The following is a 27000-nucleotide window of genomic DNA, read 5'->3' as shown; positions in this document are numbered from 1 at the left end:
TCATCACCAGGTAACTGGCGCTGAGTCCTCCCCTGAATCGTCAGTAGCGAACAGGACGATTTTCGGTGCGTCTGGGTAGGTTCGCTTCGAGATCGTGATTGCAGACCCTCCCAGTCCTTGCACCTTGTCGTTCACGTACCAGTTATGCCTCGCGATTCGCCCATCTGGATCCGTGCATTTGGCAAGTGCTGACCACGCGGATCCGCCCTCCTTCACCTGCAGTTCACAAGTGGGTGGCTGGTTCTTCTTCACATCGATTTCAACTTTCCCATCTGAGCCCTTGTTCATCTGGGTTTCAATTTCGAGGTCTACCTGATACTGCCCCTCAGCCGGCAAGGTGGCTCTAGCATAGCGAGAGCCTCCCGTATCGATCTCTTCGCCGTTCAACTTGTACTTCAGGCTGGTGATCCGATCCTTAGGGTGGCCACCAGAAATCTGAGGTCGAATCATGATACCCAAAGGCGCCCGGGAAGCATTGTTGTCACCATTCCACAGCAGATTGATGGTCCAAGGGGGTGGTTCCTTGAAGGTCATCTGGCGCTCAACCAAGCTGTAGTTGCCTCGTGCATCGTAGACATGGACCTTGAAGGGGTACACGGCGGGCTCGAGGATATTGAGCATCCTGAGAACCATGGTGTCGTCTTTCACGACTTCGTACCCAGGCATCGCCGGCATTTCCCAGTCGTAGTACACGCCCTCAACCGCTTTGAACTCGCCAATGTTCCGTACACGCAGTGAGAGCTCCGCCGGCGCGTATTCTGCGCTGAAGGTTGGCTGGATAGCCCATTCAGGCCAGTCATAGATCCAGAAAGTGATGCGCTGCTGCGTGATGCCCTCTCCCCCACGATCGCGATAGCCGTCAATCCAAGCCCTGTAGCTGAGGTAGGTCTTTGCATCAGTAATGTCGGCATCCACCGGCGTGTATTTGGCCTCTTGGCCAGGCACGATCGTTGTACCGTCAGGCATGATGAATTCCCCGCCCATGGTCAGGTCCATGTTTGGGTATGGCATCAGCATATTTGCTACCCAGGTAGCCTCCTTCCCGACCTCTGGCCGGCGCGGACCAATCAGTTGCACCCGTGGTGGTCTAATTTTCCGGAAAGCGACACCAGATCGGAGGACCTTCCATACGTGAACATCGTCAGCTGGTGCGTCCTTGTAACGCATGCGCGCATAGACGCTCACTCGCTGCTCTGTACTGCGTGTTTGGATGTTCGTATCGGTCCCAAGCGCCCACGTCTTACCGCGATCCAAGCTCCATTCAACCTCGATATTTGAGAGGTCAATTGGTTGGGCATTCAACTGCAGAACTCTGAACCGGGCAGATGCATCCAGGAAGGTATTCCCTGGCCCCTTCAACACTCCTTTCGGGACGTTGTACACAATGATTTCGATCTCATCGGTCATCGACTTAGCCCCAGAGTTTTTATTCGTGAGCTCTGCGCGGACCTTGTAATTGCCCTTCAGCAAGGTCATGGCGATCCTTTGTGGCGTCCGACTCTTGTTTGGCAGTTCGACCCACGGGCCGCCCTCAGTCGACAGCTCCCATCGAACCGCTCCAAGGTCCTTGGTCCACGCTCGATTGGTCACATCAGCAAACAGCGTCACGCGCAGCGGGGCTTCACCCGTCAAACGAAGTGACCTGATCGACCCATCGAGTGCTGCACCATTCAGGATTGCGAGGCTTAGAGGTCGAGGCGATGTGCGAGTGACCTTGTACTCTGGCACAGGAGATATGACTCGTGCTTCGGCGTAAATGCGCAGATTTTTACCGGCCAACTCTTCAACAGGTATCGCAAAAGCAGTATGGCCGGCACCGTCAGTCTTTTGCCATGGCGCCAGCTCCGTCACCGTGTTCCACGATGGCTTAAGAATGAGGCGAATCTCCCATTCTCCCATCCTGTCCGCCGAGTAGGTTTTTTTAGTGTCGAACGCATCCCCTATGGTCACCCCTACTTCAAGGCTTTCCGTTGAAAGAATCTTTCCGTTCTGGTTGTCGATGATTGGCACAACACTCTCGTCAGGAACGGCCAGGACATCGGCTTCTGTGTGAGTCGCGATATCCGGCAGAACCTTGTAGGCGGCGTCTACGTGGAGCTTCCTCATTTGCCACAACGCATCAAAAGGCGCCGTGTAAATCCGCCGATAGATTTTGCTCGTCGCGCCATAGGCTGGAGCTGCATCTTCGGTTTGTTCCACGCCCAGGTTTAGGTTGTGCTTGAGCATCAACCTTGCACTTACCGACTGGATCACGGCGTCACCGATGTATGCGCCCTCAAGCGGCGAGGTCAGGAGTGTGTCGCTGACTTTCGTACTGGACTCATAGGTAACCGTCGCCTGGCTCGGTTCAATCGCGGTAAAGGTAAAAGTGTCGGGACCCAGGTCGATTTTTTTACCGGATGGCGTGAACACGGACAACCTCCAGCTCGACGTGTTGAGGCCGAGCATAGTTGCCGTTCCCTGGAGGTATGGCCGCTCCCAGTTTGGACGAACTACCATCCCCACAGGGATTTCAGTCCATTCAAGCAGGCACAGGGGTTTTGTAGAAAACGACGCAGCTGCTGAAATCGCCCGGCGCTCGATAATCGTTAGATCGCATGGAGGCCCTACCTGCTGGACGAACTCAACATCCAAATCCTCGACTTTGTAATACGCCGTCGTGAAAGGGTACTTGGGTCCGACTTTCACAGCGCCAACTGGGGAAACAAATTCGGCAGACTTGGTGTAAGTCGCCAACAGACTTTTTTCGCCATCGGCGCCGACGATGTAGGAAGTCACCTCGATCGGGTACGTACCAACATCAGTAGCGGTCCCAATCATCGCCAAAGTCGAGTCACTGGACAAATCCTTGAACTCTGGGAGTTTCTGTGTGAACTCCAAAAGGCAAACAGGATTGTCATAAGGGTTACCGTTCACCGCAGAAGCCTGGCGAACTGTGTTCAAGCACACGGTGTTAGACGGTTCGAACTGCGCGCGTAATGCTTGTAGACCCAAAGGAGCTGAATCGGCGGTTGTCTTCACCGCACCTTCAAGCTTCCACACCTCAAAGGGTATTGCGTACGCAGTGCCCGTCAGGTCCCCTCTTACAAGCAGTACCCGGCCATGACCACTGGCACTCGGTTGGATACCTGCCAATGCAGATCCGAGCGCGTCCGCAGTGAAATACTCCACTGACAACCGGGTGCCTTGACTCGGCGCCAAAGGCCTCCTACCGATACGCAAGCCAACAGTTGAGGACTTCTCAACCACCGCGACAATGTCGCTGCCCAGCGCCGCTATAGCGTCCTTATCGGTCAGCAGCAAGCCTGGTCGGCCATCCACGCGCAGAAACTCTTTGGTGATGGCTGGCGTGGCCACTTTGCTACTCGTGAGCTCTTGAACCGGTAATTGATCGATTACGCTGTCGATACTCTTGGGCACCAACCGCACAGGCACGATCACCGACAGACCGTCTTGATCCGTCACTTTGACAGTCATGGTTGTTTCAGTTCGCCCATCGGTCTTGAAATTCAACATATCGTTATTGAACCAGGCGAAACCGTGCCCTGGTTGTGACTGCACTTCGATGGTATGCGATCCCCAGAGGTTATCGTCGATGGCAGCCAGACGTTGCTTGCCCCCGATGCCCTCGAAGAAATACACGGTGTCCGGTGTCACACCAGTTGGCGGAGTGTTTTTCCGCAGAACGGCTACCTTGGCCACGCTCTCGACGTATCTTCCGCCCACGTCAACGACTCGGAAGGCAAACTTGTCATTGCTAGTGTATTTTGCTTGCGGGGTGTACACGTACCCATTCGCCCCGGCCACCACGGAACCGTGCTCCGGCTGAGCTATCACTTCGTAAGTAAATTGATCCCACGCATTTGGGTCGACCACCGTCGGGCTTACTTCAGCTGACGGCGTGTTCTCGTACGTCTGGATATTGAGCGCTGCTGTCTCAGGCTGAAGATTGTTCTTGGTGACACGAAGAGCCACCACCCCTTGTACGGAGAGCCCGCCCAGGTCGGTTGCCTCGACCGTAACGATGTCATCACCGATGAAGTCTTTATTCGGTGTGTAGATCAGTCGGTTATTTTCAGTCGAAACCGCGCCATTTGAAGGTTGCGCTTTGACCACCAACTGATGCTTACCCATGTCATACAGGTTTTTATCAGTGATGACTGGGTAGTACGGTGCACTCGTGGTGTTCTCTCGAACCGTTATGCTGCCGGTCAGCGACTCGGGCGCGACGTTAGTCCGACGTACAGTCACGTAAGCCAGCCCACTCACTCTGGCGCCAGCGGCGTCGTACGCTGAAATGGCGAAGCGATCAGAGCCAACCCAATTGTGAGCCGGCGTATAGACAACCTTGCCACTTACTACCGCAGCAGTACCAGCAATAGGACTCGAGTCGACCGTGTAGGTGAACGTGTCAGTTGGATTTGGATCGACGACGACGGGAACGCCACTTACCGGCGTGGACTCTAGGGTATCAAGAGTCAAATCGACCGAGGTTGGTGGGAAATTCTTGGGCATCACATTCACAGTCGCCAGCCCAACGACTTCAGCGCCGGCTACATCTCGAGCGATGAACTTGAAGGTTTTAACACCGCTGGCGCCATACGGGGCATGGTAGATGATGCGGTTGTTCACCACCTCCGCGACCCCAGTCATGCTCTGGATAGGGATGGTAAAAGTATGCATCCCAGCGTCGTACAGGTTCTCATCAACTACTGTCGGCAGCGCGGGGCTCGACGCCTCACCCTCGTTAACGCTGATGGCCACGCTCGCAGACGTAGGGGCGTAATTGGTTTTGACTACATCGATTGTGCCTTGCTTGATATCCGACTCAAGACCCGCCAAGTCCCGCACCTTGTAGGTGAACGTAGCCGTTCCAAGATAACCCTGCACAGGTGCAAAGGTTAACGACAAGCCATTGACTGTTAGCACGCCGGCCGCCGGATCAGGCTGCTGAACAATGATGATCGTATGGCTGTCAGGGCTATCGGGGTCGAAGGCAAAGCTCTGGTCAGCCTGGACAATAAAAGATATTGCTTGAGGCGCCGACACCAAGCCACCTGGGTCAGTAGCAACAACGTAAGCGGTCGCGGTACCGACGAATCCCGCCGCAGGCGTGAAGGTCAATCGATTACCACTTATGCTCAACGTCCCAGATGGGACCGGGACAGTCTGAGAAATGGCAAAGGCAAGTGGCGTGTCATGGTTTGGATCGGTGGCCATGAGATCTAACACCACAGGTGTACCAGTAGCGGTATAGGCCTGAGCGGGAGCGACGACAGGCTTCTTGGCAACTGGCAGCACCTTGATCGTCAGTTCACCAGGTGCAGACACCAACCCGAACGAGTCTTTTGCCGTGTACGAAATGGATCTTGTCCCAACGAATTCTGGGTTAAGAGCAACCGACAAGGTTGTCCCAGAAAAACTAAACGATCCAAAAACCGCATCTTGAATTGACGAACTACTGAGCGAGTAACTGTCGCCGGCATCGGGGTCAGTCACCACAAGGCTGAAGGTCGAAGAGTCGCCCTGATTCAAGGTCAGAGTCCTGGTTTCCACCACTGGCTTGTCTGGTACCGCCACTACAGTGATTGACACCGTGGCTGGAAGCGAAGCGCCACTGTCAGCATCGACAACCACTACAGAACACTCCGTTGTCCCGTTCCAGTTCTTCGCCGGTGTGAAGACAACTTCATCCCCGTCAATACCACAACCGCCAGCACTCAGCGGCGGTTGTTTATCAATTAGAAATCGATATGGGGCCTTTCCGTCAGGATCCGCATAAACGATTTTGGCCCTACCCTCGCTGTCCTCGTTGGCCACGATGGATATCGGAGTGAGAACAGGCGCGTCATTTTCAGGCTGGATGATGACGCTAATGGTCATCACCTCACTCTTAGCGTTTGCGCTGTCTACCGCACTGATTTTGATGGTGTCGGAACCGTTCCAGTCTTTTCCGGGAACAATCCTGAGAGAGTGAAGGTCCGGCTCAACCAAAGCGGTAACGTGAGTTCCCTGTGCCTCCACCACCAACCGATAAATGTCGACCGAGTCTGGATCTTGAACAACAGGCACGTATACAAGGGGCTTGTCCTCGACCCCGATTGCAGGGTGGGGAATGATCACCGGCGCATCATTTACCAGGCTGGTAACTACGCGAACCGTCGCCGCATTAGAAAAGTTACCGGTGGTGTCCTTGCCTCGATAGGTGAATGAAGTAACGCCAGACCATTGCGGAAATGGCTTGAAGGTGACCTCGGCCCCGTTTAGCAGGAACTGTCCGATGTCCTTCGAAGGCATATCCAGGAGCTCGAAAGACTCGGCCTGGACTCCCGCACCTGTAAGGGTGAGAGGGATGACCAGTGTTTCGTCCTCGTTATTGAGCACCTCCATGTCATCGGCATGCGGTTGGGTTTTCTTCTCTTCAACAATCGTTTCCGCGAGTGCTTTACCCACGCTGATAACCAAAGGACCGGTGAATCCTTGCGGCAATGCGGCCGCCCCTGTACAGCTGAACGACTCCTTAGTTCTTAGCCCTTCGCACTTGCCAATGTTCGCGCCCTTTGGCGAGCCAACATTGATCGGAAGACTGTAGGAACCTGTAGACGTACACCCGACGCGGTTCAGGGTATAGGTCACATTGAGTGTATCGCCCACGACCGCTACAACTGGATTCAATGACAGCGCCTCTCCACTCTCAACGCATTGCGTTGCAGCTAGGAGCTGAGTCGAAAAGACCGCCGACATCAACGTCACCGCAAGAAGGCCTGTCGATTTAATCCAGTTCACAATTATCTTCCCGATCCTGGTTTGAAAACCCAAAAGCCGGCAACGGCCGGCTTTGTTAGTACTCGTTGCTTAGGTGAGAGAGTGCGCAACCGGGAGGGTGGCGGTCATGATCGACTCGATGATGGTCGGCGTGTTGTACAGGCCAACGCCGCCGCCAACGCCGGTAGCAAACGACATGATCGACTGACGTACGATGCCGGATACGATCCCGACCAGGACCATTGAGCCTGCCACGACCCGCCCCAGGGTTCCCTGCATCCAGTCCGTCAGGGTTACCCAGATTGAGTCGAAACTGTCACCACCGGTGCCGGCGAGTGCGTTGCTTGCTGCGACGGTGAGCATCAGTGCCACACCGAACTTCATTACGTCCTTCGTGCGCCGGATTTGGCTTGGGGTCATGCTCATTTGCATGGTGTATCTCCTAGGTCATGCTGGTTGGGGAATGTTTAAGTTGCAGGTGAAGAAGTGTTCTTCCTCGACTCCAGTGGCCGAATGGAAGGTGTCGGTTTAGGCGCCGGCGTACCAATTTCCCAACGGCGCGGTTCAATTTCCGTGTAGATGAATCCAGGCACGTTCAGGTCGCCCGAATCGGACTCCCACGGAGCCACCCAGACGCGCATGACAGTGGCCTGCGAACGAATCGGAATCGGGTTACGGGCTGGCTTCGGAACGACATAGCGCTCGCCAGCTGCGATATGGGGCTGCACCGCGGGGAGAACCTCCTCAATCGACTTGCCCTCTTTTATCGCCTGGTCCTTGGCCGACTGGTTCTGCTCCACTACTTGGCGAAAATTCTCGTTTTCAGTCAGCTGATAAACATCGCGAGCGGACATACAGGTCACACCGTCTGGCATGCCCTTACAGGAGTACTCAGACTCACCAACTTGCAAAAACGAGCAGCCGGTCATGGCCGCGGCCACTGTTGCCAAGGCCAAAAATCGGAAAGCATTCACCGCTGAAATCAAATTCATGATTGAAGTATCCAAATATGTTGTTAGGTGCAGGAGCGAATCCGCCCCTGTTTTGGGTCAGCGACGTGGCGCCTTCGACATGAGTTTCAGCTGGACACCCTTCTTGACGATGAAGTCGACTTCACGGGCAGCATCTACCTCGATAACCGGATAAAGGTTTTCAGCCATTTCCAGGTAGAAGTCAGCAATGCGCTCCAACGCCGAGCCCACACCACCGATGGCAGCGCCCTGCAGGGCCTGCGAGTTGAATGCCTGTTGGTACACCGGATCAACAACGCCTTTATTGCTGCCACTGCTCCCTGTACCCGTCACGTTAATACTCGGCACTTGGCGAACACTGAACGCCTCACTGACGCCTTGCATGAATCCAGCTGCAAGGGAGCGGGCGAGGATCGCGCCCTGCTTCGAGATCAGGCGGCCACGAACACCTGCCTTACCGTCTTCTCCCGCCGCATAGGCATCCATACCGGTCTCGACAACACCGCCATCATCACGAACACATGAGATGGTTTCAGCACGCATATAAGCTCGCTCTGAGGACATGTCGCCGAAGGCGCTTGCAATCAAGAAGCACTCACGAACGTCAGCTCGGAATCGGTTAGGAAGGACGGCCTCTTTCTTGATCCGCAGAAGAACCGGGAAAGGATCCTGGCGTGCCTTAGTACCGGTCGGCGCATCAAGGCCTGTAATCAAGGCACCCGACATAATGGAGCCGGCCGGCAAGAAGACCTCTTGCTCTTTTTCGTCCTTGCCGTCCGCCTCATCAGGCTGTTCATTGCCAATAGATCTGATCGTCAGCTTTTCGTCCTTCTTAGGGGCCTGACCTGGCTTGACTGGGTCCTGGGCCGGGGCCGGCGCATTTGCAAAGAAGGCCGATTGGTTTTTATTTGGATCGTTTCCTACGGCGTTGAAACGGTCTTGGGAAGCCTTTTCACGCTGGATTCGTTCCTCCTTTTCCTTGAGCTCGACTTCCCTTTCAGGAGGTGGGGCCTTCGCCTGATTGGTGCGCACTTCCTCCGCGAGCTTAAGATTTTCAGCCGCAACCTTGTCGGCCTGCTCCTTAGCGAGAGAGACCTGCCCCTTAAGATCATCAACACTTTGCTGGACGGTTTTCAGGCTGTCCGTAATTACCTTTTGGTTGTTGCTCTGTTCCAACAGGGTTTTGAGGTTGCGCTGAACTTCAGTGATGGTTTTCTCTTGGTCGCGCTGTTTAGAGTTGATGGAATCGATGCCCACGGAACGAGGATCACCGTCATACAGAACACGGCCAATTGTTTGCTTGCCACCCTGCTTACGCTGGTCATTCCCCCCAATCGAACTCATCGCGAAGACGGCCAGAAGAACCACCCCGACGGCACCAATAATCGCCACAACTTTCTTTTTACTCGGGCTCAGACCCGACCACATTGACTTGATCATAACCCCCCCTTTAGTTCAGCAGGCTCGGCCTGGAAGACTCTTCTGCAGGCGCGTCACCAACTCGAGTCACGATGTAGATTTCCGTCGCCTGACCTGGCTCGAGCATATTCCGAGGCCATGCGGCAGCCGCGGCCAATGACGGATGCGTACAGGAGGTTTCGTCGAACATAACCGGGACAGCCGAAGTGTTACGGGCTACTCCCACGAGGGCTTTGAAGTTATGACCCAGAACAATTTGGGAGCGCGAAAAATCGAATGCGATGCCCTCCTGGTAACAGGCGGGGAGCGTATCGGTGCGACTCAATTTACCCATGGAGAATCCCTTTGGAATGCCGCCCAAAGCCAGTGATCGCATGATCCCTTTGATCGATTCCATATAGGGTTGCCCCTCCTCCCACTTTTTGGCCTGGCCCGAGTAACGGAAGGCGCCCATGCCACCAGGAGTAGCGCGACCACCAGACCCTGGCGCCTGTCCAAGGATCAAGTTGGCCTGAATAGGCGGCACCTTCCGCGGCGCCAGCGTCAGACTGATCGCTACCGACTCGTCGTCCTTCGGCGTGATGTACATGGCGATCGGCGCTTGATCCTGCGTCGAAACGTAAACGACATTGCCCTTGACTTCGACAGAGCTCGTTGAGACGGTTTGGACGATCGGCTTTTCGAATGGCGTAACGATTCGGTTTAGGTGACCAATAGCTACAGGAACGATGGTGTTCACGCCGGGCTGGACAACGACATCTTCCAGGGACGACACCATCGCAACCGACTCCTCACCACCTGCGGTGGTTTTGGCCACGGACGCAGGTACCGCCTGAAGGTCACCCTGCCGACCGCCACCAGACACCTTCATCATGTCAGTGTCGTTCTTCACTGCCGGGGTAGGCGCACTTTTAGCGACCGCTGGTGCAGCTGGCTTCGCGGCTGGCTCAGAAGCCTTTTTCGCGGCCTCTTGTTCCAGAGCAGCGTGTGCATCCGCCTCGCCCGCTTCAAGCCCGTAATCGGAGGGGTTAACCGATTTCGGCGTCCCATCGACCACCAGAGTCTCTGTCGAGGCGGTGGGCATTTTTGGAATATTCAACTCTCGCGCATGAACCGCTTGAACAGCCGCAAACGCAGTGAGAATCAACGCTAGTTTCACCTGTTTACTTTTCATTATTAATTTGGTCCATACGCTTACGAGCTTGGGTGGTTTTCTCTTGGCGGCGAATAACATCTTCAGTTCGTGGTGGACCTTCATATGTATCGACAAAGGTCAGTACTGGCTTGTAGTTTTTGATTCGCAAGTCAAGTTCATAGGTGACGTTTTTTGGCTCAGGCTTTCCATTGGGCCCCGTCATGTAGGATCGGCCGGTTACATAAAACTTTCTTGTATTCGACCGATCACGCAAAACGTCTTTTGCGTTAAATTTAAGGGTCACCCTGTCCTGGCGAATCTGAAGTACCTGCGCCTCGATTTTATTCACTACATCCTGATATATATCAGTATCGAGCAACGGTTCAATCGACTTGCGTATCACTTTTGACGACGAAGGTGTCACGTTGCCGAGACGGTCAGCGATATAAAGCGCCCAACCTTCCACAAACTCATCAGATGCAGATGATTCGTCGACCCAAGCACGCTCGGTCAGGGTCGGGGGCTGCATATCGATTACAGTGCTTTTATTAAGCCAGCCAATGATCGCAAACAAGTCAATTGCGATCAGCGCGATCACCATACCTCGAAGAAATTTGTTCTCCGAAACCGTTCCCCGGTACGACTGCCTGAAGTTTTTGAATAACATATTTGCCTCAATGGAATTCACGGATAAATGGATTCGGAATCGTTCTGGACTTTGCCCCAGTCAACCCGGTAAACCAATAAATCATATGCACCATAAATCCATCAGGATGATCATCACGGTATTTTCTGTACCATCGAGTCAGCAAGAAACCGCCGATAGTACAAATGGCCGCGTAGCCAGTGAACATACCAAAAACAAGACCAATGCCAATTGGCGCAACTTCGTCAGCCTGCCAAAAGAGGAGATGGGGTGGATCATCAACATATTGAGGAATGCGAACAGGCTGCATTAGTTCATTGCTCCAGGACTTTGAACGATCTTAGACAAACTTTTCATGATGGCTTCAGGTGTAACTGCGCCGTCCAACCTGACCTGCTGACCTGTAACGTTGTGGCGCACGATCGTAGTCGGGGTTTGGTTAATCCCAAGATCAATCGCCTCCTGAAAATCCGATTTGATTTTGGCGTAGAAGTCTTCGTTATCCATGCACTTTGAAAGCTCAACACCATCAAGGCCAATACTTTCTGCGATAACACTGAGTGGCTTATCAGTACCGGTTCCATTACCAGGCGTTGAACTAAATATGGCCCCGGCCATCCGGTAGAATGCGTCGTTACCACCCTGCGCAGCTGCGCACTCTGCTGCATACGCTTCTCGCCGTGACGCATCGCCATGGATTGGAACGTGTTTGAAAATGACGGATATATTCCCTCTGGATCCGTCGGCGAGCGCTTTGGGCACCGCAAAAAACTGCTTGCAGAAAGTGCACTCAAAATCCGAGTACTCAATAAGCGTAAATTGAGCCTTTGGATCGCCGTAGCGTCGATCGATCTGAGCCGGTTGTGGCTCACGCACACGAGGCTTATTTGGCGCAGAAGAATCTTTTCCTCGAATCGCCGCCGTGATCCTGTTCTCGTCAATCACTGAATCAAGGGCGTCCCGCTTGAATGCCCAAGGCTTAACCTTGGAAAACTGCTCATTGACTTGATTTGTCAGGTTCACTGCCTGATTAACCTTATGGTCAATCAGGAAATATGAGCCCACGGCTACCAAAAGGGACAGAGTCGAAATCGCGAGAGGAACAACAAATTCTTTTTTCATGAGACACCTCAACCATTGAGCACATGGTGAGGTCTAGGTCGAGTGTTTTGGAGCGAATCCGCCCCGCTGAAAGGGTCAAAAGAGGAAGCTCCAAAAAAAGAGCCTTCCTCCTGAAGACGCATCAAAGACGCTTTGGTAGGTTTCCGATCAGCAAGCTGCAGGCGATGGGCAACAGCGTGATGATCACCACCGGAATGATCATCGGCGGGATTGGAACCGGCGCGATGAAGCTAACGCAGAGGCTCGCAATGATGAAGGCGATGATTTTTGAGCTGTACGTATTAAGGAAAGGCGAGGAATGGCGAAAAGTGTATCTTTTGATGTTCCAGCTCATATAGCCGCCCAGCACTGACGGCACTAAAATTACGGCCATATAGGGGAGCCACATTAACAGTAGTAAAAAACGGTAGTAAATGTGATACATGACTTTGGTCAATGCTTCGCCGCGATTTCCTATGAATGAAAACCACACCCTGCCGAGGCCTTCCCATGCCTTAGACTTTTCACGCTCCTCCGCTGTTGGGACAAAGAAGCCTTGCACCGTTTGATTGAGACCTGTTTCCAAATTAATTTTGCTATAAAGCTGATTCGTTTTATTAATGAGGCCATCATGCTGATTTTTTCCCATCAGCACCTCACCCCAATCTTGCTCCTTGAGAATCGCCATATCGATAAATTCATTGGGAACAATGCACACGATCAGAAGTATTTCGATACAGATAAACACCAAAGTCGCCCATAGTCCCTGGGGCATCTTTTCTTCGACGTCGGCCATTTCAGTTTTCCTTGATATCCCGCCAGACGCGACCGATAGAAGAACCTTCTGGCATTAGGATCTCTTCGATTTTGTTACGTGCCCCCGCACTGCCATGATTTTTTATCACACCATCTAACAAGCCCTGGATCTCTAGCACCGAATCTTCTGGCGTGGGGTCTTGAAGTAACAGTGCCGTAACGCCAGTAAGAAACGGATCAAGAAATGAGACTAGCCTCGCGCGATCGCTCCTCCCCAAATAGGATTGATATGATGACAAACAATTTTTCAGTAGTTCCACGCACTGAGGAGTAGTCGACTCAAGCCCAACCAACTCAAGAGCAGCAGGAACAATCTCTACTGCGGTCGGCCAATCAGCTTCAAGGATGTTCAGAATCATTCTGGCCTTGTCATCTTTTGGCAACATACGCGTAACAGCTTCAAAACGGGATCGCACGATTATGCAGCCTCTTTAACTAGCAGTTTTGCACGCTCAACTGCTTTTTCATAATTTTTAGGACGAGTCAGAACTGGAATTTTGCCTTTCTCAACTCTACCGCCAGCCAAAATCGCCAGGAACTCCAAATTAGGCAACTGCCCTAACAATTGAGCAGGGAATAGTTCTCCCTCTTCATCCATAAGACGCTCACCCACATTAAGCGAATGCATATGCGGATCATCCTTGGTGGAATTCCCTTGGGTTCGCATGACGTACTTGTAGTAAGTCGGAGGGATCATCTCCGCAATATACTTCTGGGTTTCCTGATCGGTGATACGCAGAGCAATAACATGGTTAGTGTTACCCAAGACTTGTCGAGCCTTCGCTGGAGACCCCATCCGCGCCTCAAAGTCGGCAATAGTTTGTGTAGCCACATACAAGCGCATGCCAGCACCACGACCTTTGTTTAGCAGTTGAACAAGTTGGTCATTTACAGTTTCAGCAGCTTCATCAACAAAAATGTTTACCGGCCGGCGCTTAAGCTCCTCCGGATCTTCGAAGTTATATCGCTGGCCCGCCACAGCCGCCAGATCGGCCAGGAAGATTGAGCCTATAGACGATCCAACCATGCTATCGGAGAGTGAATCCAGCCCCATGTATAGAACTTCGGCCCCCTGGATAACTTTGCCGGAGTCGGTGATTTCACGCTCATCATCTGGATCATCCATATTCGGCGATAGGATTGGCCCCATGTGCCCAGCTGTAAGCATGTTCAGAACTGGTAGCAGCGATGCAATCATTTTGCCGAAGTGAGCCTTGTCATGCTCGAACATCGAGAGCAGGCCTTCCAGATCCGAGCTTGGCGCCAGCGGTACGATTTCTGTTCTATAGAGGCCCAGAAGGGCCTTCGCTTTCATTTCATCTGTTTGGGCTTTGCTCAAGGCCGCACGTGCTAGCGCTTCAAAGTGCGGATGAACTTTTTCTCCGTATGCTTTGATCGAACGGATTACCAAAGGCGCCAAGCCTCCCTCGAGCGTTCGCCGCAACTCGACGAGGGTCGGCAACATGCCACACAACAGCAACGCCTGAATTACGTTGTTCAAAGCCATCTGTGCGAAGGCCTGGAACGGATCGCCGCCCTCGGATTTCATCAGCGCCGCGATGCGCGAGGCCACTTCAGTTGCACGACCAAAATTTTTGGTTGGCGAAATTCGGACGCTCTTTTCAGGGAAGGCCGGATGGAAATATTTGAACCGTTCAGGGCGCCCAGAAAGCTCACAAGCACGCTTGGCATTTTCGGCAAGCTCCTTATCGCCCTTGGGGTCGATTATGATTACAGCCTCTCCGCGGAGGACGGCCTGGCTGATCAAAATGTCAAATTCCCGGGTCTTACCCGAGCCCGTCGTGCCCACGATCAGGGTATGGAGCGAGGTCAGGTCCTCCTTCATCTCGATTGGCCGATCGGGCTGCATTGAGATGCCATGAATCCACGGAGAACCCATGAATCCATCGGGGATCTTCGGCATCAGCTTGGTGATGTCGCGCTTTAGCAGCTCGAATACCTGCTGCCCCTCGCTCTGCGTCCATTTGAATCCTGTACCCAGGAACAAATTCCCCCTGTTCTTGAGCATCTGCTCAATCAGTTCGTCCTGCCCCATCAGCACTGCCGGCTTTGCCTTCAAGCCCTGCTTCACCCGATAGAGATGCACGGCAGCGGGGATGCGACGCAGCGCGAAGCCCCCCATCACAATCAATGACAAATAGAATGGTTGCGGGGGCAAGTCGGTGAGTAAGTGCACAGCACTTGTAGCCGCCATGCCAAGCACCCAACCACTAGCCTCGAAGGCCTCAAAGTTGGGCCTCCATGGCATCTCATACGCCCACTCACTCATCGCTATTAGTCCACAATTTCTATGACGTGATTGTTCCTGACTAAGAGGTATTGATGAGTAGCAATTAGCGCCCTCTTCAGGGTCGGTTCGTCAACTTGAAGGGCGTTGGAAATATCACTCAGCTTTCTGGGCTGAATGCTCACAACTCGTTTTCCGTTCAGCTCCGATTCCTTGCAGAGCGCCAGTGCAGCCGTAGCGATACGCCGAAAGTTTTCCGCTTCAACTTGATCCTTTGCAACTGCTAACGAGTGGCGGTACTTCCCCTTAGTAAGGTATTCAAAAATGGCTCCCAGGTAACAGTTCAGCATGACGCTCTTGGGCGCTTTGCGCGTCATGGTTCCGGTGAAATCATCCCAAAGCCACATCGCTTTCTGCAGCTTCGGCAAATCGTCGATAACAAACCCACCGCCGGCGAACTCGAAATTTGGCTTATAGCTCACCATGGAGACAGTTTTGTCGATGTTGGATGCGTACCACCTCAAGGACTTCGATAGGTCCGGGGTCAGCGCAAGAAACTCTTCATACTCGGCTGCCTCCTTCGGCGAACACACATACCCGTTGAAACTCTCAGTGATCGCAGAAGATTCTTCCGGAAGAGGGAGGTATTCGACGGGGGTACTTGGCAATGGCTCTCGCGGCTTTCTTGGCTGCCCTACCTTAATTTCCGGATATGGCTCACCAGCAGTTTTTGAAACACTGATGCCCGGTGCAACACCCTGGGGAACCGTCCTTTCAGTTCTGGCCTTCGGTGTTCCTTGCCTGACTGGTTCTGGTGCAGGTGCAGGTGCTGGCGCTGGCGCAGGAGAATCGAGCCCCACCTGAGCCTCGGGGTGTAAATCCTGAAAAGACTCCTCGATCCAAGCAGGCATTGTCTGCGCCGGCGGGAAGAAGTCGGCGTCCGGTACAAGGTCGAGTTCTAAGTCCACACTCGGCAGCATCACACTCGAACTCATTACCGGGAGGTCAAAGTCGGCCAGCAAATCCCGGTCTTCGAGATGAGGCAACGGAGTCTCCGATGCCATCGAATGCAATACTTGCTCATCAGGCACCGGATCCGGTTCCGCTATATCGAAATTTGGAGAATGAAGAACGCGCTCCATGCCTTTTGGCAGGCTCACTGAAATCGGGGAACCTGCAGGTAAATCACCAAGGAACTCCAGGGATATTTCGGTTGGCAAATCACCGAATCCAAACTCGTCCATCCCCGCAAGCTCTGGTGGAATGACCATTTTGATCCCCCCATGCCCACCCGGCTTAATTTGGGGCGTGGCCACGGTCGGTCGCCGGCTTACTCGAGCGCGATACTGTTCAGCTGGGCCATCGAAGTCACTGTCCACAGAACCGAGTTGCTCAGCCGGCTTTGGACTTTTGTCCTGCTCGGCATCTGCAGCCCGCAAAGACCGATCAGGGATCGCCATGCCTGCGAGCTCGAGCACATCATCATCAATATCCGCATAGTTATAGGCGTACTCAGCATCACGTCGCGTTAAATCATCAGACTGCCCACCGTTTCCAATTTGATTCCCCCCTGCCACGGGTACAGCTGGCGAGATGCTCGCTGGCACTTTTGGCGAAGGAAATTCATCTGCAGCAGGCCCAGGGAACAGTCGCGCATCATCAGCAAGCTCCGGTAGTGAAAATTCTGGCTCGCCAGCTTTGGGTAGCCGGCCGTCTTTCGCGCCACCTGCGAGAGTACTTCCTCCCTTGCTCTGCTTTCCAGCAGCTGCCGTCTTAGCAAAGGGAGCATCCCTACCACCAATTTTGATCCCTTCAACAACTGCCTGCTGCTGTCCACTTACGACAATACCTTGCTCTGTTGTCGCTGCTTGAGACGGGGCCCCAACAATCTTGATTTGAGGGGCGGACGCCGAACCCGGGGCCACCCTCTCCAGAGTGGCCTTTGCCCCTTTTGTCCGTTGTGATGACTGCGGTGTAGATGGAGCGTTAGACGTGCTCGGCGGTGGGCTGGCCAATTGCGGTGCAACTGCCGTGGCAATACTCGGTACGGCCTGCTTCGGAGCAGGATTGCCAAAGGGGTCCGCCCCACCAGGTGCAGCGGAGAAGTCGGGCACGCTCAGAGTCGGCGTGCTGAAAATTTCCGCCGCAGGTTTTGGAGCAAAGGCATCAACAGTAGCGCCCCCTAGGGAAAACATCGGCTCCATGGACGCCGGATTGTTTGCACCAGGAGCAGGGAAAGCCGCCAGTGGATCATTGGTTTGCGACGCAACGCCCCCTCCTGGCAACGCCACAGCTCCGGTGTTGGAGTTGGCCTCAAATCTGGTTTCGTGCTCGCCTTCACCCACCACACCCGCAATGGATTGCGGTACTGGCTCGAAGGGAAAGAGCAGGTTGGACGCCGCCAACCTGACGCACTTCAACTTAATCGGCTTGGGACGTCCATCACTGAGCAGATCTGGAAAAACAGACCAGTAGATCGATCCATCTGGGGACCTTTCAAGGATATGGTGATCTAGCAGCACCTCTCCCAGTGCATCCGCACTACGCGGTACCGCCTTGACGCCCTTCTCATTCAACTCCTCTGTGATGTCCTTAACGCCCTGCACCCAGGCAACGTAGACCCCGTCACCGATAACCCAAACTCGGTGCCCAACTTCATTAACCTTCCAGACACCGATGCTTTTCAGATGCCGCATCGTATCGACCACGAGCGAGGAAACGGGCACGCCGATTCCCAGCGCTGATTTACCAGATGCGTCGCCGCCCCACTTCCTGAGATCCGCCTCTACAGAGGTCGAATCTGCCTTGATGACCAGCGCCGTTAGAATGCTCTTCTCGTCATCACAGGCGATCGCATTGACCATCGCAAAATAGAGGTCCTGCCCCGCCTCCATGAGCCACAACCGCAACTCTTTTGACAGAAGGCGATCTATCATCGTGGTCGACAGATGCTTATGGACATCGTGCCGATTTGGGTTCCAGTGGAAGAAGTAGCGCTCGACGCCATTCTCTTGCGCCCATTCTGGAATCGAGTTGGCGACCGGCTGCCAGATCTTTTCAGCTGACGCATCGGTCACCCTCAGATCGTATAGCGGCTTGCCTACGTCATGCATAAGTGCAGCAAGCACCGCGGCTGCGTTCCATCGATCTCGTCTTTTGATTCGCTCGGCCGGATACCGATCGTGGTCAAAACTCGTCACCTGGCACGCATTCAGCGCGTGCACCGCCACTTCAAGGGAGTGCGCCAGCAGCCCGCCGGCACCCCGGTGATGGTGTGCCTGTGATGCCGGTAGCATGTGCGCAAAGCTGGCGAAGGAGTCGAGAACCGGCAGAATCAAACGATTGAACTCCCTGGGAGGGAGTCCAATACCGCTGGCTATAGAGCGCACTTTTGCCGCGTGGGCATTCAGAAGAAACTTGCCCGGAACCCTTGCAGGCAGGCCGACCAGAAAAGGTGGGTACTTGAGCGAGGCCTCGTCGCCCCGCATCAAATACTTCTGGAGCTCGGGGTCTTCAAGCTCCAGCTCTTGAATCTGGTTAATAGTAAGACTGCGCTTGCCTTCACGCCCAGCATCTATTGAGGGACGCGTAACGAGCCCCTTTAATAATTTTAGTAATTGCATGCAGTCCTCCTGATGCACGCATTCTGTCTCGATGTCGGAAAAGCGGTGCCTGAATCCATACCACTTCGCGGGTCGGACTCACCACACCGGGAGTTTGCACATCCATATGATCCCCCTCACACACTATGGGAGGGCAATATGGTCCGGACAAAGGCATTCACTATCGCGGCGGCTGTACTTCTTACGGCCTGCACTAGCACCCACAAACATCCCTATGATCAGATCACTGAGGACGCCACGGCGTACGTGCCGGTAAGAGTTGCGCACGAGTTTTACAGCAGCTGGGGTCATGATGGCCGCGGCGGTGCGGCGCTTCGAAAACCAGCGTACGAACACGTGATGGGCAGCGAGGATGAGGTAATGACCACTCAGGGTAATTACGCGCAGTTACGCTCCGGACAGGGCACTGGCAATAGCGTTGTGGTGACCGCACTCAATCACGGAATGAACAAGGCCATCGACCAGGCCCTTACCTTCACACCACCCGATCAAAAACCCGCCCCCCGCTCCTATGCACTCAATGCCAGTAAAGAGGAATACGAAAGAGCGTATCGAAAACTGTGCCGAGGCGCAGGAATGGAAATGACAGAGCGCGAGTGGGAAATTGTTGCCTTGGGAGGTCCACAGGGCGTCCCCGCGACACTCCGCGGGAAGTGTCTTTCCTACAAATAGGAAGCGGGACAGAAATCAGGAGCATAAGCCCGGTCTCACCGGGCTGTTTCTAGCCTAGAAGCAGATGAATTATCCACCAATACACGGGGGTGTCGTAGGTGGCCATCCCCAATGTCACACCGATCATCGAGCCAAACACCAACTCAACGATGAGAAGGTACTTGAGCCGTACTCCCCATAAGGTCCCGTGCGATGACTCCTTCAAACCTTCGGGAAGGGCATGCAAACGGTTCATTCTCAGCTGCAGGTCCAATCCAATATTATTCATGCTGCTTGCAGTTTCTGCCTTGCTCATTTCTTCCGCCTGCCCGTGATTTTCTTTGCTACCAAAGACTTCCTCATGAGCAGCGAGCAACGATCTCAGGGAGATCCGTTTACGAAGTCGTTTTGCAAATTGCGCCGCCGGCTCTGCACTGCCCATGAATAGTCCCCTCACCAGTTGAGATTCAGGGACCGTACCAAAAATCAAGTCCGGCACAGGCCCTATTCGCCACCATTGGTGGGTCGGATGCCCCCCTTGGTTAGCTGCAGTCAGCGGTAAGGTGGTCAGCGAGAACCGAAGTAGCACTTCGATGATTACCCGCCGCAATTGAACGCATGACCGGGACTCGTTGAACATCGCTCTCGTGTTCGGGCCGGAGGCATTTTCTTAGCGCCATGCCGCCGTTTCACACCTGCACAAGCGAATTACGACGATGACGGAACATAATCAGTACGACGAAAACCAAGAAGGCACTGCCCACCACCAGGCCCCAGCCAATGACCTGAGCACGTTCTGCGAGATTGCTGTCGCGTCAGGTAATACCGGAAATGTCGGGGAGACCAATCTAACTTGGTTGGCCCTTGACCTAATCGAGGAACAGGTGGGTTTCAATCTTCGTGACTATGAGCGACCAGACACCGTAAAGCACATCGAACGGTTGGCGCTCGCCTGGGAGCGAAGTGAGCAGTTTCAGCCGATCGAAGTCCAAGTTGTCGATGGGCATTGCTATGTACGTGACGGACATTGCCGGCTCCGTGCGGCGCGATTGGCCGCTTCTCGTGGCGCCCCCATCAAGCGTTTGCCTGTCATTGAGCTCAAGGGAAACGACCAGCTCGCCTGCGTTCGAATTCTGACCTCAAATGAGCAGCTCAAGCTCAGCATTATTCAGCGAGCGCATGGCTATCAACGCCTACGCGACTTCAATTGGCCGGATGAGCAAATCGCGTCCCATATTGGCATGACCGATACGCACGTGCGCGAAACGCTGCGCCTGCTACTTCTGCCGGAGTCCATCCAGGCTCTGCTTGAAAAGGGCATCATCAAGCCCTTCCTCGCCCTGGATCTATGGCGGAAATACGGTGGTGCGAGCGAACAGATCATTCTCGATGCCTATGAGGTGCGCAAGCGGGAGCAGGCTGAGCTGTTGGCCAAGGCAGCCAATGCCGGGGATGAGCCACTGGCCACACCGGTCCAAAAGGTTGATCAAGCGCAGCCCGCCCCGATCCCTGAGCCAGAGATACGCCTTACCAGTCGGCACATTTCAGCGCCGACAAAACGGATCGGTAAAAAGCTGATTACCAACATGACGTCGACCATGACCGGGATCTCGAAGCTCATGCGCGAGTCCGCGATTATTGATGCAAACAATGGAACCATTTCCGTCCAGATCCCGATCGAGGAATACGAGCGATTCATGTCGATCTCAAGCGAAGTTTCAAAGCATCGCCATGACGAGCCAGCTGGCAAACCTGACAGCGAAAATGACCAGCAGGTACTCGGGTTGGCTAGTTGATAGGAATCATCTTTGCCAGCCAATCGAACACAACATTTAAACCCCCAAAGGGAAAATGACGATGAGTAACATTTTCACGATTTCGCATACCCCGATGAGCTCGGGTAAAGGCAAGACCCCAATAGCTGACGCTTATGAACAGACTCGGGCTGCACTCGGCGTGTATCAAGGTCTACTGGTAACTCAATTGGGTGACGACGCAGAAAGCTACGAGCTGGCCTGTGCTTCCGTCGTCATGGGCCGGGAAAACGTCGGCATTGCTTTCAGCGTGAAAGACCATCGCGCCTATGTTGTGACTTTGGACGATGGACGACCTGATATGCACTACCTACCGATTTGGTTGCTGGACATGGCCAAGTATCTGACGGAAGCCTTGCGAACCTTCGTGGTGCCTGACCAAGGTAGTGAACTCACCTACTGGGGCGACAGCGAGCGTCGGCGATTCATCGCATACAAATTTAAAATGGCTGAATCCCCGACGAACATAGTTCCTATCGGCACGGCGCCATAGTAATCAGGATAAACCATGCAAAAAGATAACCTATACGCAAAACGTCGCCAGCTAAGCGCGATCAAGAACGCGGTAGTTAGCCTCAACTATGGGCGTATGTCACCATGTGCCGGGGCGGCCATCATTGCCGGCATGGCTGCTGCCGTTGTGGCCGGTCCGGCTTTGCAACTTGGCCTGACAGTCGCCTTCGGAACCGGTGTCGCTACAACAGTCCTCTCCTATGTATTTTTTTAAATTTCCGAAGTCATGGGCCGAGGTTGTAGACAAGCGATTGGCAGATTATGAGCCAGTAGATCATGCGGCTTACGCCCTGTTGCACGAAAGAACAAAAGCGTATGGCGGGCTCGAATTGCGGGCTATGTTTGAGTGGCTGGACAGTGAGAACACAGCCGTCAAGTCTTCGACGCCGGTTCGACCGGTCGGCACCGGCAAGCGTTTTATAAGCAAGGATGTTTCAGGTATCCGAGAGCCTAAGGAATAGAAGGATAATTACGCCCAGGTATGTCAAAACCCAGCCATCGAGCTGGGCAGCGGCAGAGAAAGATGCGCGATTTCGCGTCTGCCAGAAGATACTTCTGCCTTCCCCTTTTTTACCCTTCATCACCGAATGCGCTGCCCCACCGGGCAGTTCGATCTCTTCGGGCAGGATACACAAACCCGTTCATGCGGGTGCCTTGGCGCAGCGCGCAACCCCTCCCCCCGCAACATCCAATACCTGTTCCAGAGCGAAATCACTTGAGCACTGGAAAGCAGCGTCACAGGCTTGTATACGGTTCGCGCTGAATTCGAGATTCGAATGAACCCTGTCCCTGACACTGGCAGGTTACGCCCAAACAGCGATTGCGACTGACGGGCCAGGATGAAGGCGTAGACGCTCAACTGAATCACGTCCTTCATGTAGACCGATTCACTTTTTCTGCGCTTGGTGTCTACGGGCACCAGCCATCCATTCGCCAAAAATACCTGATCACCCCGGCCATGTAGGGGGACAGGAATCTCAGTTGCCAAGTCGCGCTCAGAAAGGACTACGCGCCCTCCTCTCAGTGCATCCGGGAGATTTTCACTCCAGGCTCCAATTGCACGATTCATCTACTCACCTTTTCTTTTTTCACACCACTACAGTACCCCTGTCTAGGAAAGTGCAACCCCTTTGCTTTAGCTTTAACCAGCCACCAAAAAGTTGCAGTTCAGGAGAACGTGAGAGCCTATGGGTGTGATTACGAGAACCAAGAGGTGAACCTATGAGCGGTAAACGCAACGGCCGCCATCCAAGGTCAATATCGGCAACCGAGTTGTCGAAGCTCGGCCAGTGTGAACTGATGGTTGCACTAAACCTCCCCGAAGCAGCATCGCAAGAGATGAAAGCAATGGCACGTCAGGGCGAGGCTGAGCATGAGCGGTTTCATCTGCGGGCTGTCCTCAATGCCGGCACAGCCGATGAGGTCGCACGGCTGCGCAAGTAACACCAACAGGGGGGCAGATGAACTGGCCTAATAATTCCGGACACCTCTTAAGGGCGATATGATTTCGCCAACTTGGAGGCTCCATGAACGAAAGAAAGGTCTATACCCGCGAGTTCAAGCTGCATGCTGCCAGCATGGTGCTTGATGATAACTGCCCGGTTCCAGACGTTTGTGCATCGCTGGATATCGGGCCCACCGCTTTACGGCGCTGGGTCGATCAGGTTCGCAAGGAGCGTGAGGGTCAGCCAGTTAAAGGCACCAAGGCAATCACCGAAGATCAACGGCAGATCCAGGAACTAAAAGCCAAGATCAAGCGCATGGAGATGGAGGCCGAGATCTTAAAAAAGGCTACCGCTCTCTTGATGTCGGATCCCGATCGTTTTCGATGCGGATTCCACGCCATCCGGACACTCAGCCCACCAACATCCGGACACTCGTTCCACGCTCATCCGGACAGGCAGTCGGAGCGCAGCGACGCAGGTTTGCATTGTTAGTCTGAAGCCCCTACCGCCGTCAATTTCGTTGCGCGCCTGCGCATCGATTCGCCCTTCAGTTCGATCCGATAAGCGTTGTGCACCAGACGGTCGAGGATCGCGTCGCCCAAGGTCGGATCGCCGATCAGCGCATGCCATTTGTCCACCGGCATCTGGCTGGTGACCAGTGTCGAGCGGTTGCCGTAGCGGTCGTCCAGCAGTTCGAGCATGTCGCGTCGTTGCGCGGCGGTAAACGGTGCCAGACCCCAGTCGTCCAAGATCAGCAGGTCAGTCTTGGCGTAGCCGGCCATCAGTTTGGCGAAGCGGCCGTCGCCGTGGGCCAGGCCTAGTTCCTCCATCAAGCGCGGCAGGCGCAGATAACGGACGCTGTAGCCGTCGCGGCAGGCCTTGTGGGCCAGCGCGCAGGCGAGCCAGGTTTTGCCTACGCCAGTTGGCCCGCCGATGATCAGGTTCAGGCCATCACGCAGCCACTGGCCACTGCCCAGTTGCAGGATCATGGCCTTGTCCAGGCCACGTGGGCTGCGGTAGTCGATGTCTTCCAGGCAGGCGTTGTGGCGCAACCGCGCGGCTTTGAGGCGGGTGGTCAGGCGGGCGTCTTCGCGCTCGGTCAGCTCGCGATCGACCATCAGACCGAAGCGTTCGTCGAAGCTTAGATCGTTGATGTCGGGCGTTGCGTGTTGCTCGCTCAGCGCCTTGATCATGCCGTGCAGGCGCAGGGTTTGTAGCTTGTCGAGCGTTGGATTCGGTAGCATTTCGAAGCTCCTTTTTCAGGTCAGTGGTAGTATCCCGGGCCACGCAGGTTGATGTGCTCGTCGGGCAGCAGCGGCAGGTTTTGCTGGGCCAGCGGCAGGCGCTCCAGCCCTTGGCGCAGGATCGATTCGAGGCTTTTGTAACTGCATGCGCCCAGTGCCAGCGCACGCTGGCACGCGGCTTCCAGCCGCGCCTCACCGTGCTGTTTGCTCAGGCGCAGGATGCCCAGGCAGGCGCGGAAGCCGTGCTGTGGGTGGATTCGGCGTTCGAGGATGTAGGCGATGACGCCAGCGGTGTTAGGCCCGGTCTGCTCTGCCCACCGGATCAACCGTTGTGGAGTCCATTCGGCGTGCTCACGGTGGCTCTTGGGCATGTGCTCGGTTTGGGTGGTGTGGCGGCCTTTGTGCAGCGAGCGCAAGTGGCTGGCCACGCGCTGATTGGCGTGGAAGCACTCGACGGTCTGGGCGGTGAGTCGTACTTCGAGTTGGTGCTTTACCAGCTGGTACGGCACTGAGTAGAAGTGACCATCGACCTCGATGTGATAGTCGATATGGACGCGTACCTTTTTCCATTCGGCATAAACGTACGGGTGTTCCGGCAGCCCTTGCAAGGCCGGTTGGTCGAGGGCCTCGAAGGCTGACCGGCGTGAGCCGGGCAGCTTTTTGAAGGGCTTGTGGTTGAGGCGATCCAGCAGCAGCGCGATGGCTGTATTGAGTTCGCCAAGCGAGAAAAACTGGCGGTTGCGCAGCACCGCCAGGATCCAGCGTTCGACCACTTGCACGCCGACTTCGACCTTGGCTTTGTCCTTGGGCTTGCGCGAGCGAGCAGGCAAGACGGCGACGCCGTAATGCTCGGCCAGATCGCGGTAGCTGGGGTTGATATCCGGCTCGTAACGGTGCGCTTTAGTCACGCCACTGCGCAGATTATCGGGCACCAGGATCTGCGTTGTGCCGCCGAAAAAAGCAAAGCATCGGACGTGCGAGCCCAGCCAGTCGGGCAATTTCTGCGACCAGGTGGCCTCGGCAAAGGTGTAGCTGGACGCGCCGAGAACGGCGACGAAGATCTGAGCCTGACGGATCTCGCCGGTTTGCCGGTCGATGACCGGCGCTGTTTGCCCGGCGTAATCGACGAACAGCTTTTCGCCAGCACGATGCTCCTGGCGCATGACCACGTCGACCTTGGCGGCCCAAAGGCGGTAGTGCTCGCAGAACCAGCTGTATTGGAAGCCTTGCGGGTGAGCGAGTCGATATTCCTGCCAGAGCAAGGCCAGAGTGACGCCGGGGCGGCGCAACTCCGCGTGTACCCACGCCCAGTCAGGAATTGGGCGCTGGTCGGTCGGCACCGCCACTGCCGGTGGAAACAGCCGTCGATTCAACTCCGCGTCAGAAATATCGATGGGCCACTGAAGCCCACTGGCGGCGAACCGGCAGAGGTAATCCCCTGCACTCGAATGGCCGATGGATAAGCTGGCGGCGATCTTTCGCACGGACAGGCCGGCGTCGAACTTTAGGCGTAGTACCTCTCGGATTTTACGCATGGATAAACGCTCCACGACGACCTCTTCGCTTCGAAAAAAGAGGTCGATAGTAGTGAATAGTCCTGCGTTGCTGCCTGCCTGAAGGTGTCCGGATGGCCGTGGAATCGGTGTCCGGATGCTTGTGGAATTAGTGTCCGGATGTCGGTGGAATGGGTGTCCGGATGATCATGGAATCCGCACGTTTTCGATGATCGCAGAGCTAAGAGAGTCATTTCCGACGGCTGTGGTGTGTCGTGTTTTCGGCGTGAAGCGCAGCAGCTTTTATGAGTGGATTCAGCGGCGAGCCAAGCCGCGGATCAGACGCGAAGAACTCAAGCTGAAAGTCGTTGAACTGCACAGCGAAAGCCGCGAAGCGATGGGTTCCAGAATGATCAGCAAGGGCCTGAAGTCTCAGAAAATAACTGCTGGAAGAGGCCTGGTCAGAGCGCTGATGAGGGAGGCAAACATTGTCAGCAAACAGCGTCAGCCGCATCCGTTTAGATCCAAAGGTGTAGAAGCATTTGTCGCGCCCAATCGGCTCAAACGCAATTTCAAACCGACTGCAATCGATCAGGTTTGGTGCGGCGACGTGACCAGTCTAATGGTGGGAAAACGCTGGATTCATCTGGCCATCGTGATTGATTTGTATGCTCGCAGGGTCATTGGTTGGGCTTTTTCTCTGGTCAATGACGCCAACCTGGTCAGCAAAGCGCTACGCATGGCTACGGCGGTACGAACGCGTCCTCCTGGGCTGATGTTTCACTCAGACCAGGGATGTCAGTACACCAGCCGCAAGTTTCAAGAAGAACTGACGCGCCACGGCATTTTGCAAAGCATGAGTCATCGTGGACAGTGTTGGGACAACGCTCCAACAGAGCGTTTTTTCGGCACACTGAAGTCAGAGTGGGTTCCTCGAAATGGCTACAACCTGATCGAGGAGGCAAAAACGGACATGGTGCGATTCTTCATGTACTACAACCGCACCAGACTCCACAGCTACAACAACTACCTGTCGCCAATAGCCATGGAGCAAAAAGCGGCATAAACACCGTAACCGGTGTCCGGGATTACTTGACCAGTTCAAGATTGCCCCCC

The 27000-nt window shown here is 54.6% G+C and carries 23 protein-coding genes; 7 read left to right on the top strand and 16 right to left on the bottom strand.

Annotated elements, in window-relative coordinates:
• Positions 1 to 3 precede the first annotated feature (3 nt).
• The 12 genes from AC3I0A_RS27625 to mobH form a co-directional block, all read right to left on the bottom strand.
• On the bottom strand, positions 4 to 6786 hold the full coding sequence (locus AC3I0A_RS27625) for an Ig-like domain-containing protein (protein ID WP_489378751.1): 6783 nt from the start codon (positions 6784 to 6786) through the stop codon (positions 4 to 6).
• A 69-nt stretch (positions 6787 to 6855) separates the two neighbouring features.
• Positions 6856 to 7149 (bottom strand): TraA family conjugative transfer protein, encoded by a 294-nt coding sequence (gene traA, locus AC3I0A_RS27620; protein ID WP_050682419.1) that lies wholly within the window; start codon positions 7147 to 7149, stop codon positions 6856 to 6858.
• A gap of 83 nt (positions 7150 to 7232) precedes the next feature.
• Entirely contained in the window at positions 7233 to 7757 is a 525-nt protein-coding gene (traV, locus tag AC3I0A_RS27615; RefSeq protein WP_103403689.1) for a type IV conjugative transfer system lipoprotein TraV, read from the bottom strand.
• A gap of 57 nt (positions 7758 to 7814) precedes the next feature.
• Complete coding sequence (locus AC3I0A_RS27610) at positions 7815 to 9176, bottom strand: TraB/VirB10 family protein (protein ID WP_489378749.1); 1362 nt, start codon at positions 9174 to 9176, stop codon at positions 7815 to 7817.
• A gap of 10 nt (positions 9177 to 9186) precedes the next feature.
• Complete coding sequence (locus AC3I0A_RS27605; protein ID WP_050682335.1) at positions 9187 to 10329, bottom strand: TraK domain-containing protein; 1143 nt, start codon at positions 10327 to 10329, stop codon at positions 9187 to 9189.
• On the bottom strand, positions 10319 to 10957 hold the full coding sequence (locus tag AC3I0A_RS27600; RefSeq protein WP_050682336.1) for a TraE/TraK family type IV conjugative transfer system protein: 639 nt from the start codon (positions 10955 to 10957) through the stop codon (positions 10319 to 10321). The genes AC3I0A_RS27605 and AC3I0A_RS27600 overlap by 11 nt, the downstream gene beginning before the upstream one ends.
• A gap of 7 nt (positions 10958 to 10964) precedes the next feature.
• Positions 10965 to 11246: a type IV conjugative transfer system protein TraL gene (gene traL, locus AC3I0A_RS27595; protein ID WP_050682337.1), complete on the bottom strand. Its 282-nt coding sequence runs from the start codon at positions 11244 to 11246 to the stop codon at positions 10965 to 10967.
• Positions 11246 to 12058 carry a DsbA family protein gene (locus tag AC3I0A_RS27590; RefSeq protein ID WP_489378748.1) on the bottom strand — a complete coding sequence of 271 codons (813 nt, stop codon included), beginning with the start codon at positions 12056 to 12058 and terminating at the stop codon, positions 11246 to 11248. Before AC3I0A_RS27590 ends, traL begins: the two co-directional genes overlap by 1 nt.
• A 121-nt stretch (positions 12059 to 12179) precedes the next feature.
• Positions 12180 to 12833: an IncC plasmid conjugative DNA transfer DtrJ family protein gene (locus AC3I0A_RS27585; RefSeq protein ID WP_273875643.1), complete on the bottom strand. Its 654-nt coding sequence runs from the start codon at positions 12831 to 12833 to the stop codon at positions 12180 to 12182.
• A 1-nt stretch (position 12834) separates the two neighbouring features.
• Positions 12835 to 13239: a hypothetical protein gene (locus AC3I0A_RS27580; RefSeq protein WP_050682340.1), complete on the bottom strand. Its 405-nt coding sequence runs from the start codon at positions 13237 to 13239 to the stop codon at positions 12835 to 12837.
• Between the two features lie 32 nt (positions 13240 to 13271).
• Entirely contained in the window at positions 13272 to 15143 is a 1872-nt protein-coding gene (gene traD / locus AC3I0A_RS27575) for a conjugative transfer system coupling protein TraD (RefSeq protein WP_103403691.1), read from the bottom strand.
• A gap of 5 nt (positions 15144 to 15148) precedes the next feature.
• Entirely contained in the window at positions 15149 to 18724 is a 3576-nt protein-coding gene (gene mobH, locus AC3I0A_RS27570) for a MobH family relaxase (RefSeq protein ID WP_489378747.1), read from the bottom strand.
• Between the two features lie 360 nt (positions 18725 to 19084).
• Between mobH and AC3I0A_RS27565 the strand changes: the two genes are divergently transcribed.
• On the top strand, positions 19085 to 19396 hold the full coding sequence (locus AC3I0A_RS27565) for a hypothetical protein (RefSeq protein WP_489378745.1): 312 nt from the start codon (positions 19085 to 19087) through the stop codon (positions 19394 to 19396).
• A gap of 49 nt (positions 19397 to 19445) precedes the next feature.
• Here the strand turns inward: AC3I0A_RS27565 and AC3I0A_RS27560 are convergent, their stop codons facing one another.
• Positions 19446 to 20015 (bottom strand): hypothetical protein, encoded by a 570-nt coding sequence (locus tag AC3I0A_RS27560; RefSeq protein ID WP_273875640.1) that lies wholly within the window; start codon positions 20013 to 20015, stop codon positions 19446 to 19448.
• A 76-nt stretch (positions 20016 to 20091) separates the two neighbouring features.
• On the opposite strand from AC3I0A_RS27560, the gene AC3I0A_RS27555 reads away from it, so the two are divergent.
• The 3 genes from AC3I0A_RS27555 (at position 20092) to AC3I0A_RS27545 (ending at position 21916) form a co-directional block, all read left to right on the top strand.
• Complete coding sequence (locus AC3I0A_RS27555; protein ID WP_273875638.1) at positions 20092 to 21171, top strand: ParB/RepB/Spo0J family partition protein; 1080 nt, start codon at positions 20092 to 20094, stop codon at positions 21169 to 21171.
• Positions 21172 to 21232: 61 nt separating this feature from the next.
• The gene (locus AC3I0A_RS27550) at positions 21233 to 21682 is read left to right on the top strand and encodes a hypothetical protein (RefSeq protein WP_273875636.1); all 450 of its coding nucleotides are present in this window, start codon (positions 21233 to 21235) and stop codon (positions 21680 to 21682) included.
• A gap of 15 nt (positions 21683 to 21697) precedes the next feature.
• Positions 21698 to 21916 carry a hypothetical protein gene (locus AC3I0A_RS27545; RefSeq protein WP_489378744.1) on the top strand — a complete coding sequence of 73 codons (219 nt, stop codon included), beginning with the start codon at positions 21698 to 21700 and terminating at the stop codon, positions 21914 to 21916.
• Between the two features lie 366 nt (positions 21917 to 22282).
• On the opposite strand, the gene AC3I0A_RS27540 is transcribed toward AC3I0A_RS27545, so the two are convergent.
• On the bottom strand, positions 22283 to 22771 hold the full coding sequence (locus tag AC3I0A_RS27540) for a PD-(D/E)XK nuclease family protein (protein WP_156320494.1): 489 nt from the start codon (positions 22769 to 22771) through the stop codon (positions 22283 to 22285).
• 152 nt (positions 22772 to 22923) lie between these two features.
• Between AC3I0A_RS27540 and AC3I0A_RS27535 the strand changes: the two genes are divergently transcribed.
• On the top strand, positions 22924 to 23145 hold the full coding sequence (locus AC3I0A_RS27535; protein WP_273875633.1) for a hypothetical protein: 222 nt from the start codon (positions 22924 to 22926) through the stop codon (positions 23143 to 23145).
• An 83-nt stretch (positions 23146 to 23228) separates the two neighbouring features.
• A complete protein-coding gene (locus tag AC3I0A_RS27530) occupies positions 23229 to 23639 on the top strand; it encodes a transposase (protein WP_489378743.1) in 411 nt (136 codons plus the stop codon).
• On the opposite strand, the gene istB is transcribed toward AC3I0A_RS27530, so the two are convergent.
• On the bottom strand, positions 23636 to 24391 hold the full coding sequence (gene istB, locus AC3I0A_RS27525) for an IS21-like element ISPsy14 family helper ATPase IstB (protein ID WP_019437298.1): 756 nt from the start codon (positions 24389 to 24391) through the stop codon (positions 23636 to 23638). The genes AC3I0A_RS27530 and istB overlap by 4 nt on opposite strands.
• Before the next feature lie 20 nt (positions 24392 to 24411).
• The gene (gene istA / locus AC3I0A_RS27520; protein WP_019437297.1) at positions 24412 to 25926 is read right to left on the bottom strand and encodes an IS21-like element ISPsy14 family transposase; all 1515 of its coding nucleotides are present in this window, start codon (positions 25924 to 25926) and stop codon (positions 24412 to 24414) included.
• Between the two features lie 187 nt (positions 25927 to 26113).
• Between istA and AC3I0A_RS27515 the strand changes: the two genes are divergently transcribed.
• Positions 26114 to 26950, top strand: coding sequence for an IS3 family transposase (locus AC3I0A_RS27515; RefSeq protein WP_489378742.1), 837 nt, complete (start codon positions 26114 to 26116; stop codon positions 26948 to 26950).
• The last annotated feature ends 50 nt before the right edge of the window (positions 26951 to 27000 follow it).

This window comes from Pseudomonas sp. KH_024_B2 (assembly GCF_057839965.1).
The sequence above is the reverse complement of the archived record's forward strand: the minus strand, read 5'-3'. Positions and strand labels throughout refer to the sequence as shown.

What these genes read in the sequence shown, in the direction of transcription:
- traA (WP_050682419.1), bottom strand. Translation starts at nt 7,149, where the DNA reads ATGAAGTTCGGTGTGGCACTGATGCTCACCGTCGCAGCAAGCAACGCA.
- traV (WP_103403689.1), bottom strand. Translation starts at nt 7,757, where the DNA reads ATGAATTTGATTTCAGCGGTGAATGCTTTCCGATTTTTGGCCTTGGCA.
- AC3I0A_RS27610 (WP_489378749.1), bottom strand. Translation starts at nt 9,176, where the DNA reads ATGATCAAGTCAATGTGGTCGGGTCTGAGCCCGAGTAAAAAGAAAGTT.
- AC3I0A_RS27605 (WP_050682335.1), bottom strand. Translation starts at nt 10,329, where the DNA reads ATGAAAAGTAAACAGGTGAAACTAGCGTTGATTCTCACTGCGTTTGCG.
- AC3I0A_RS27600 (WP_050682336.1), bottom strand. Translation starts at nt 10,957, where the DNA reads ATGTTATTCAAAAACTTCAGGCAGTCGTACCGGGGAACGGTTTCGGAG.
- traL (WP_050682337.1), bottom strand. Translation starts at nt 11,246, where the DNA reads ATGCAGCCTGTTCGCATTCCTCAATATGTTGATGATCCACCCCATCTC.
- AC3I0A_RS27590 (WP_489378748.1), bottom strand. Translation starts at nt 12,058, where the DNA reads ATGAAAAAAGAATTTGTTGTTCCTCTCGCGATTTCGACTCTGTCCCTT.
- AC3I0A_RS27585 (WP_273875643.1), bottom strand. Translation starts at nt 12,833, where the DNA reads ATGGCCGACGTCGAAGAAAAGATGCCCCAGGGACTATGGGCGACTTTG.
- AC3I0A_RS27580 (WP_050682340.1), bottom strand. Translation starts at nt 13,239, where the DNA reads ATGTTGCCAAAAGATGACAAGGCCAGAATGATTCTGAACATCCTTGAA.
- traD (WP_103403691.1), bottom strand. Translation starts at nt 15,143, where the DNA reads ATGAGTGAGTGGGCGTATGAGATGCCATGGAGGCCCAACTTTGAGGCC.
- mobH (WP_489378747.1), bottom strand. Translation starts at nt 18,724, where the DNA reads ATGCAATTACTAAAATTATTAAAGGGGCTCGTTACGCGTCCCTCAATA.
- AC3I0A_RS27565 (WP_489378745.1), top strand. Translation starts at nt 19,085, where the DNA reads ATGACCACTCAGGGTAATTACGCGCAGTTACGCTCCGGACAGGGCACT.
- AC3I0A_RS27560 (WP_273875640.1), bottom strand. Translation starts at nt 20,015, where the DNA reads ATGTTCAACGAGTCCCGGTCATGCGTTCAATTGCGGCGGGTAATCATC.
- AC3I0A_RS27555 (WP_273875638.1), top strand. Translation starts at nt 20,092, where the DNA reads ATGACGGAACATAATCAGTACGACGAAAACCAAGAAGGCACTGCCCAC.
- AC3I0A_RS27550 (WP_273875636.1), top strand. Translation starts at nt 21,233, where the DNA reads ATGAGTAACATTTTCACGATTTCGCATACCCCGATGAGCTCGGGTAAA.
- AC3I0A_RS27545 (WP_489378744.1), top strand. Translation starts at nt 21,698, where the DNA reads ATGCAAAAAGATAACCTATACGCAAAACGTCGCCAGCTAAGCGCGATC.
- AC3I0A_RS27540 (WP_156320494.1), bottom strand. Translation starts at nt 22,771, where the DNA reads ATGAATCGTGCAATTGGAGCCTGGAGTGAAAATCTCCCGGATGCACTG.
- AC3I0A_RS27535 (WP_273875633.1), top strand. Translation starts at nt 22,924, where the DNA reads ATGAGCGGTAAACGCAACGGCCGCCATCCAAGGTCAATATCGGCAACC.
- AC3I0A_RS27530 (WP_489378743.1), top strand. Translation starts at nt 23,229, where the DNA reads ATGAACGAAAGAAAGGTCTATACCCGCGAGTTCAAGCTGCATGCTGCC.
- istB (WP_019437298.1), bottom strand. Translation starts at nt 24,391, where the DNA reads ATGCTACCGAATCCAACGCTCGACAAGCTACAAACCCTGCGCCTGCAC.
- istA (WP_019437297.1), bottom strand. Translation starts at nt 25,926, where the DNA reads ATGCGTAAAATCCGAGAGGTACTACGCCTAAAGTTCGACGCCGGCCTG.
- AC3I0A_RS27515 (WP_489378742.1), top strand. Translation starts at nt 26,114, where the DNA reads ATGATCGCAGAGCTAAGAGAGTCATTTCCGACGGCTGTGGTGTGTCGT.